This is a genomic window from Methylobacterium sp. WL116 (genome assembly GCF_008039455.1).
Classification (GTDB): domain Bacteria; phylum Pseudomonadota; class Alphaproteobacteria; order Rhizobiales; family Beijerinckiaceae; genus Methylobacterium.
Genome location: NZ_VRUV01000165.1, coordinates 1 through 8,544, shown reverse-complemented (window position 1 = coordinate 8,544; position 8,544 = coordinate 1). Strand labels below are relative to the sequence as shown.

Annotated in this window: 5 protein-coding genes and 3 pseudogenes; 3 read left to right on the top strand and 5 right to left on the bottom strand. The window is 55.2% G+C overall.

Annotated features, from left to right (window positions below; translation table 11 throughout):
* The coding region (locus tag FV223_RS13700; protein ID WP_187276139.1) for a TolC family protein at nt 1–816 on the bottom strand (816 nt) is incomplete at its 3' end.
* 359 nt (nt 817–1,175) lie between these two features.
* On the opposite strand from FV223_RS13700, the gene FV223_RS13695 reads away from it, so the two are divergent.
* Both FV223_RS13695 and FV223_RS13690 read left to right on the top strand, forming a co-directional pair.
* Nucleotides 1,176–1,556, top strand: a complete 381-nt coding sequence (locus FV223_RS13695) for a hypothetical protein (RefSeq protein WP_147727567.1) — start codon at nt 1,176–1,178, stop codon at nt 1,554–1,556.
* A gap of 205 nt (nt 1,557–1,761) precedes the next feature.
* Nucleotides 1,762–2,388: a hypothetical protein gene (locus FV223_RS13690; RefSeq protein WP_147727566.1), complete on the top strand. Its 627-nt coding sequence runs from the start codon at nt 1,762–1,764 to the stop codon at nt 2,386–2,388.
* A gap of 243 nt (nt 2,389–2,631) precedes the next feature.
* On the opposite strand, the pseudogene FV223_RS13685 reads toward FV223_RS13690, so the two are convergent.
* Nucleotides 2,632–3,007, bottom strand: a pseudogene (locus tag FV223_RS13685) (transposase); the annotation flags it as partial.
* Between the two features lie 57 nt (nt 3,008–3,064).
* Here FV223_RS13685 and FV223_RS13680 point away from each other — a divergent pair.
* Nucleotides 3,065–3,504 (top strand): annotated as a pseudogene (locus FV223_RS13680) (transposase); the annotation flags it as partial.
* A 229-nt stretch (nt 3,505–3,733) separates the two neighbouring features.
* On the opposite strand, the gene FV223_RS13675 reads toward FV223_RS13680, so the two are convergent.
* The 3 genes and pseudogenes from FV223_RS13675 to FV223_RS13665 form a co-directional block, all read right to left on the bottom strand.
* Entirely contained in the window at nt 3,734–5,134 is a 1,401-nt protein-coding gene (locus tag FV223_RS13675) for a hypothetical protein (RefSeq protein ID WP_147727565.1), read from the bottom strand.
* Nucleotides 5,135–5,278: 144 nt separating this feature from the next.
* Entirely contained in the window at nt 5,279–7,927 is a 2,649-nt protein-coding gene (locus FV223_RS13670; protein WP_147727564.1) for a GMC oxidoreductase, read from the bottom strand.
* A 185-nt stretch (nt 7,928–8,112) separates the two neighbouring features.
* Nucleotides 8,113–8,397: pseudogene (locus FV223_RS13665) on the bottom strand (transposase); the annotation flags it as partial.
* Nucleotides 8,398–8,544: the final 147 nt, after the last annotated feature.

Genomic DNA, 8,544 nt, shown 5'->3' with positions numbered 1-8,544 from the left:
GGCGAGGCGCGCCTCGGCCTGGGCGACGTCGGTGCGGGTGACCTCGCCGACGTTGAAGCGGTCGCGGGTCTGGCGGAGCTGCTCCTCCAGCACCTCGACGTTGTTGCGGTTCAGCTCCAGCGTTGCGGTGTTGCTGAGCACGTTCATGTACGACTGCACCGCGCTGTACAGCACGGACATCTCGGTAAATCTCAGGATCTCTCGCTGACTATAAACCGTCGACTCTGCCCGACGCGTGTTGTTGTCAGTTCGAAAGCCATCGAAAACTGGCTGCGTGACCGTAATACCCGCTCCACCCGGGAGGGTCGTTTGACGAAACGTATTGCTTCCCGTGCTTGTTATGGATGTTCCACCGCCGCCGGACGTGCCACTGCTGCCACTCGTATTACCTAACGAGGAAGACCCTGTTCCGCCTGTTGAGACGCCAGTGGTCCCGGAAGAGATACCCGTCGAGACACCCGTCGTTGTGCCTAACCCTCCACTCGACGTACCGCCCAACAAGCTGCTGGACGTACTACCCAGCGCGGATCCCGCAGTGCTGGTGCCGCCACCGCCATTGCCTTCATAATACTGCAGTCCGAGATCCGCCTCGACACTCACCGTCGGGCGGTATCCCGACTTGGCAATCGCGATGTTCTCGTCTGTTGCGCGCACGCCCGCACGGCTGGCGTTGAGTTGGGGGTTCCCCCCATAGGCTTTGGCGAGCGCGCCCTCTAGAGTCTCCGACGCGGCCGGACCAGCCACAGCCAAGCCGGCGGCGACGGCAAGGCCGGCGATCCGGTAGCTGCGGCAGGCGGCAGGTTTGTCTTCTGTCACGTCGATCAGCCCTTGCGGTGTCTCGATGACTGGATCCCCGCCCCACACCAGAGACGGAGATGGCGCGCGTTGTGCACCTTCCAGCCAAGCCCGCCCTGGCGTGACCTTATCGCACTCCACCCTTTCCAACCGCTGCCACAGCCAACCAACCCTCTGAATCCCAAGCGATGCGATATTAAAGCGACACCTCGTAGGGAGCACGTCAGAGGGGAACAGTTGCAGTCGGCAGATCCTAAAGCGGTTCAATCAGAGCCGCTTCCCGAGCCACGAGGGCGGCTTTGATCCCATAAAGCGCGGCTGGTACAACGAGCCAAGCGATCGACAAAAATCTAGATTTAAATGCCTGCCTCGGCGAACACATGATCCAGCAAGCACCGCATCGCGTGTGGAGGGAGATGCATCCTGTGCTCATCGTACTCGTCGCCGCGTTCATGCCGTCAGGCCCTGCTTTGAGCCGTGACGAAGCGCTCGAGCGTTATGCCAAGGTAGCTGCAGCGTCTCTTTTTGCGGAAAGCCGCTGTCCAAGATTTCAGGTTCGTGCGGGACAGCTAACAACGCTTCGAATGGCAACTGCTATTACGACCAACGAGGAATCGATCATCGAGGCCAAGCTTCGCAAATGGTCGGGCGAAGTCCATCAAGCATACGTTCGAAATGGCGCAGCGGACTGGTGCTCCGAGGTGTACGATTTACTTGGACCATCCGGGACGATTGAGAAGGGAATTTTATCAAAGCAATAAAGGGGAAATGAAATACGATGCAATAGGATGCAGATTAATACCCTTTTCCAACAGACCATCGGAGTATGTAATCATTGGTCTCGAAGTATCTACAGCCAACCAACAAAATAATATGCACGGCAATTTGATTATATAAAATTATACAGGCTTGCCGTGCAAATTTATCGTATTATAAGCAGTGGCAAACAATCCTCCGAGCTAAATCATGTTTTTTCTTCGATACACTCTGATTGCAATATCTGGGCTTCTACTTCTGATCATGCTAGCTTTTTGGACAATTAGCGGACGTTTGACTGACATCGTTAGTTTGATTGTGTTCCTGTATCTGGGATCAAATCTGTTCTATCTCATTTTCTCTCATCCAACCTTCAAGGCAAGCGGTTTTTTCCAACGTGCAGCCACAGGACTTGCATTCGCCTCGCTCGAATTGCGTCATCAAGCCAACGAAGCCGAGATCCGAGAGATCGAAGCCGAACGAATCCGAAACCTCGACAACGGATCGAAGGCCTATAAGCTTCGTGCAGCGACGGAATTCTTACAGTACATTCGTGATAACCCAACGATTAAAAAATATTACGCACTGGAGAGTCAGCAGGAAGCAGCCAAGCCTCAGGAGAACATTGCCATTGCTGCCCTACCGAATGATCAACGTGCGATCGCGTCGCCTCAGAGCAGCGTTGCGCTAGCGCCAGGCCCGGCCAATCCACAACTCCCAATCAGAACGCAAAGCCTGCCGTCAAAGAGGCTGGACACCGCCGTACAGACCAACACGTCCATTCCCAGCCCCCCTGTGATGGGATCTCAACGCCCCCCACAAACCAGCAACCCCTGAGGAACAGGGCCAAGGCTCTATCGAAGCGCTGGAATACATCCCCTCGATCCCGATCCTGAGCTTGAGCGGCTAAGCTTCAGCGGCATGCCCGACGGGTGTGACCAATACGTGGGACAGGCACGAGCGGCCATGCGCCGGGTTCAGGCAAAGGTGAGGCGTAACCAAACAGACTCAAATTTTGCATTCAAACCGGTACCGACGGGGTGATGTCGTTCCTACCCTGCATTTTTTGTGACAGGCTCAGGATGAGGGATGCTGTCCGAGCGTCCGACAGGCGCGGCGCTCGGAGATGTTCATCGTCAGCTGGATGTGCTCGACACAGGCGCGTCGGCGCCCAGGGCTCGAGACGTCTTCCCCGGGACGCCTCCTGCAGGATCAGCTTGTCCAGCGTCACATCGGCGATGGCTTTTCGAAGCCGAGCATTCTCGGTCTCGAGACTCTTCAACCGCCGAACTTGATCCGACTTCAGGCCGCCAAACTCACGCCGCCACCGGTAATACGTCACCGAACTCACACCGAGCGCGCGGATTGCATCGGCCACGCTCTGGCCCTGTGAAATCAGAACGTCCGCCTGACGTAGCTTCGCGACGATCTCCTCGGGCTTCGGGTGCTTTGCCATCTCGTCCGTCCTCCAGGCTCAAAAGCCATACCAAAGGGCGGACCACTTCAATGGGGGCTGACCACCCGCGCGGAGCTCGCGCGCGAGAGCCTGCCCTATGCAACCTACCTGAGTGATGCCGAATGGACGGTACTCGCGCCGCTGCTCCCTGCACCGTCCAGCACCGGCCGCCCCTGGCGCTGGCCCGTGCGCACCGTCCTCGACAGCATCCTATACGTGCTGCGCACCGGCTGCGCGTGGCAGCACCTGCCGCTGGACTTCCCGCCTTGGAGCACGGTGCATCGCTGGTTCTTGCGCCTGTCGAAGGCAGGCGTGTTCGAGCGCCTCGCTCACGCCCTCACGATGGCCGATCGGGAGCGGGTCGGACGCGAGGCCAGTCCGACCGGCTGTATCGGGGAGCGCAAGCCGCGCACTCCGGTGGCGTGGGGATGGCAGGCGAGCGCAGTTATGATCAAGCCCGTCGGGCCGTCGGGCACAAACGCCACGCGCTGACCAACACGTACCTGACTGATTATCAGGATTTTCTGCCAGGCATAACGCTGCACCGCAATCACGAAATAGCAGGAATATTCCCGCCGCAGAACGGTTCAAACCGAACAAGTTCGCTGTATTGAGATCTGCTGTGTCTTTGATGGACACTGTCAAAGGGGCGATCTCCTAAATGTCGGGAAGTAGGGGTCTCCTAGTATCCGCTTTCATTATACTCTTTTGGTCTTAATTTACGCGTCAGACTCGACCTTCTAAAAGGGGCAGAGTCGGTCCAGGAGCGGATCGGGGGGTATGAGTAGCGGCGATCAAGCCCAGTATTGAAGCAACGCCAATTCCGATATCAGGAATAGTCGCGACAACTAGGTACATTGCAAGTATAGGTAGTAAACTCAGTTTTAGCGCCGTACCAAATACTACATCTTCCTTCGAAATCGATCTTGGCGCCGTCAGTACTTGCTGTGCGATAAAACCAAACATCAGCATCGCACCAAACAGACCGGTGCTGCCGAGGATCGATACGGCCCAGTTGGATACGCGAATTGAGCCTAGGCCAGCTCCCATCCCCCCTGTATCAAGAAAGGCCTGCCAACCGATTCTAGTCCACATTGTGCGCTCAGCATAGGACGCTGATTTCGCCTTCTCATAAACTAATCCATCGATCATAGTATAGACTGGATCGAGTAGGTTCGGCCTAAGTAGGGTACCAGAAACAGTCACAAAAATGACCAGGAAGATCACGACAATTTCCTGTTTGATCTGCCCCCCCCGTTTATTGTCCGTGTCCAAGCCTCGGTAGAGAAGATCTATTCCATAGAGGAAGCCCAACACTCCGAGGCCCACAATTCCGGTAGATGAGGTCGAGAGGATCGTCATGCCCCCCAGCAAGACGATAGCTCCTAAAGCAAGGAGATGCTCCAGGCCCTTCCTATAGAACGGCCGGAGAAAAACCAACGACGCCATCAAGCCAACACAGACCGTCCCGAAGGATGAAGCTTCTGTCATCAATCCGACCACCCGTTTGGCTCCTTCGGCCTCAACGTCGACCAGAAAGGAGTACGTCGCGGTGCGGAACGGCTCCAGGATGTATCCTATGTGAAGATTGTAAGTAGCTAGGTCAATGATCCCCGTAAGAACTAGGACGTAAGCAGCGCAAAGGAGTGCACGTAGGTAGTGAATACGTAATATATCTGATTGGCCCATCATCGAAAACGACAACGCCGTTCCATAGGATAGCATGATGTAACATGATTGAGTGTAGTTTCCTGAAGAAGGACGCAATATATCCGTTCCTGACATCGGCGCCGAGATTGGAACGACTTCTAACAACCCCAAAAATGTTCGCGGTAGAACCAATGCGCCAAATACGGCGTAGACCACGAAGGCGGTGAATAGGATCATACGCTGGGGATCAAGGGCAGATTCGGTAGCGCGCATTATATTACCGCGTTGAACGAGGACCTTGCAGACGAACAATGCGGCACAAGCAGATTGAGGCAAAACGTTTACGCCACCGCTGAACGGCAGCATCTGCAAGCTACCAAAAGCCCCTGTGCTTACCAGCAAATAGAGCAGGCTTGGACCGCGCGCAAAAAGCGCGACGACTATTAAGACCCATAGTACAGCAGCCGGCCAACTCATTCTCACCTCAGAAGTCTATCGCCGAGTTGGCAAGACCGCGCGGGGTCTCTAGATTTATTATTTGAACGGAGCCTCCAACGGCTTCCGTCTTGCATCCCGACTTGCAGCATACCTTATAACCGCCCTAAAGGCAGAGTACCTGCATTAGGTATTCTGTTTGAAATTCAGTGTTTCAATAGCCTCGGCGCGGATTTGAGTCATCCCGGTTGGCGGTATGAACCCAGCTTCGGTTAAACGCCTAACTGAAAACTGCATCATGCCAAGGGGGCGACGCGGCCTTAATCCACTGCGATAACGAATAATATCCTTGCCCCAATCCACGGCGCGAGGCAAATATCGGACAGCCTCAATAGAATTTGGTGCCCTTTTGGCGGCTTCAGCAAAGATTCCTTTCACCGTTGGATCGTCGACCGTGTCATCACCAAGATTGAAAACCTCAACTCCAGTCCTCGGGCTTAAGCGGACAAGCGAGCGTTCTAATGCCCACACAAAGGCTGCAGCAACGTCTCCAACAAAAATATGATGAGCGTTGCGGTGGGCTAGTAAGGCGCGACGAACTGTGCCCCACTTTAGTAAAGCTAGAACGTCGTTATGGTCGACCACAACGGTTGGACGAAAAATAACATATTCGACATTCCTTGCTTCTTGTTTGATCGATAGCTCGCCCCCGAGTTTGGTGCGCCCATAACTCCTAAGCGTACTATCTCCCCAATATTCGGAAATAACATCGTGATCAGAAGTTATTGTATCAGAATTTTCATCAACAATCTCTTGGTGCTGAGATCCGTAGACACTCACCGAACTTGCATACGCCATAAATCGAACCCCTGCCGCTTCTGCTGCTATAGCAAGAGCGCGCGTAGCCTCAACGTTGACTCGAACCATGTCTTCTTCGTGTTTGAGCTCAGCACCAAGATGTAGAATACCGGCGCATCCTTCGACGTCGGCCGAAAAGTCAAGATCTGATTGTCGGAGATCATGCGTGACCCACTGAAGATGCGGTTCTTGCGAAGGTGGACGCATACGTGAGGTCAAGGCGCGAACGCCATAACCCTGCTCGATCAACGCTTTGACCACAGCTGATCCGATTTTCCCTCCGCCTCCGGTGACAAGGATCACCGGCTTGCCAGCCTTAGATGTCGGCCGAGCTAGACGGACGCGGCGCGACGGTGCAGTTACGGAAAGGGCCGGTGTTGGCTCCATCTTGACGCCCTCGATCTTCAGATGATCGGCGAGACGGATTGCGAGTGCCAGAGCTGTCTGTGTTGGATTGGCATGCCCAGAAGTCGTGAAGACCGAAGTGCCAGCGATAAACAAATTATTCATACCGTGTACCCGACAATTGCGATCGACAACTCCCTGAGCGGGATGTTCCGACATTCGGGTAGTACCCATGGGATGGGCAACGTCAGGCAGGGGCATAGGAGCACTATCGTCGAGCACCCAATCCTCGAGTCTTGGTGCCGGCATTCCTACTTTTTTGGATTCGTTACAAAATAAGCGCGCTAAAGCTCGAACGGAACGGCCTTCAATCTGACCAATCTTCCAATCAATGCGCGATAGCGGAATATTATAAACATCTGATTTATCAGAAAGAGTAACGCGGCTATCCGGGTATGGAGGCTGCTCGACAATGCATTCGAGATGTAGCCAATCAAACTTACGCACTGGGCTGCGCCTGCGGATTAGACGCTCCAAACCTCTTGCGATCAGCCCAAATTCACACAAAACTTCCAATAGTGGTTTGCCGGGAGAGCCTTTAAGGCGAGCGAGCTTGAAAAGCGCCAACAGTGGATCGTTGTCACTGACGCGTCCGTTTAGCCACGCGGCTGCAGCGACGAGTTCCTCGGCCATCTGTACCTTTGGCGAAAGCGCAACGCCCCGAGTTAAGACCACGGGCTTCCCGTTGATCTTTGGTCTAAACGAGCCGAACGCCATTTGTGCAGCTAGGCGATCGGCCGGGCTGAATGCTCCGATTGGGCCACGCGGGTGGTCCATAAGGTAGCGGCCTACTTGGTCGTGAAAGTTGCCGATGCCTTTGTCGAGAGTTCGACGCGAGGCTAGCATGATACGAGCGTTCTCGATGCCGCCCGCGCTAAGCACAGTGATGGTAGGGCAGATCCGCCGCACCCCGCCATCAGGACCCATGATTTCAATGCCAATTACAGATCGACCGTTCGGGTCGATTTCAATCTGTGTCACAGTCGCGCTTAGTAACCCCTTGACACTATCAGCTTTGATCTTGGCAGCACGTGGGCCGAAGCGCATGAAGTCGCGCCGCTGTTCTGCATCCTGACTGTAAGACCATAGATAGTCGATTAGTATCTTTGCATCAAATAAATTGCGATCGTTTTTGAGGACATAATCTATAAAGGCGGGATCAATGTTATCCGCCACGGCCCCGCCAGCGTGGACAAGCGTCCGTATAAAATAAGGTTCGACATCCGAGCGAGAGATGGGCCATCCCGATCCGGGAATCCATGAGCGCTGCGTGAAGTCGAACTCTTCGAATGCGGCTAGACGGCCTGACCAAGTCCGCGACGTTCCACCAAGACCCCGATTGCGCACGAGAGTTTGGTCTAAAACTCGCGGCGCACCGACACTCTCAATCTCGTTCAGCGCATCAGCCCAGGCATCCGGCACTCGTCCGCCGCTTTCCACAACCAATACTTTCTGCTGCGATCCGGCGAGCTCGGCAGCGAGCGTTAACCCAATAGGTCCAGCGCCGACGATGCAGATGTCGGTTTCGATCAGGCCTCCCGGAGGCAAGGTGCGGATATCTTGAAAGTTCATGCCGCAAGTCCGTGGTTTAAGACCGTATCGCAACTAGCGCATCAATAGCTGTATGTCTGTCGCGGCTAAAGGCCATTCACCACTTTTTGGCCCAATCGACAACCTATGCCGTAGCGCCTCACCACGCCTGATAAGTTTTTTTGGGTTTCGTTGCGAACCTCCCGGCGAACTAGAGCGGTATCCGATCAGGTTGGATCATAAGCGTCGTATCCCGCGGCGGCGAGGTAGCTCCGGCATTCGTCTGGTTTGAAGGCAGCGAAGGCGTTTCGGATGGCGTCCCAGAGGTCGGCATCGGTGCGCTTCGCAGCCGATCGGAGCATGGCTTCGAGCTTAGCGGAGGCCATCTCGATCGGCTTTAGATCGGGGTTGTAGGGCGGAAGGTAGAGGAGCCGGGCACCGACTGCCTCGATCGCCTCGCGCACGCCTTTGACCTTATGGGTCCGGAGGTTGTTGAGGATGACGGTGTCACCCTGGCTTAGGGGCAAGGGCTTGTCGTGGCCTGAACGGATTGGCGGGGCTTGCGTTTTCATCTTTTTGAGTCAGGAGGGACGATGCTGAGCGACGCGCAATGGTCTGAACTGGTACCCCTGGTGGCGGCTTGCCGGCCCAGGGCCAAA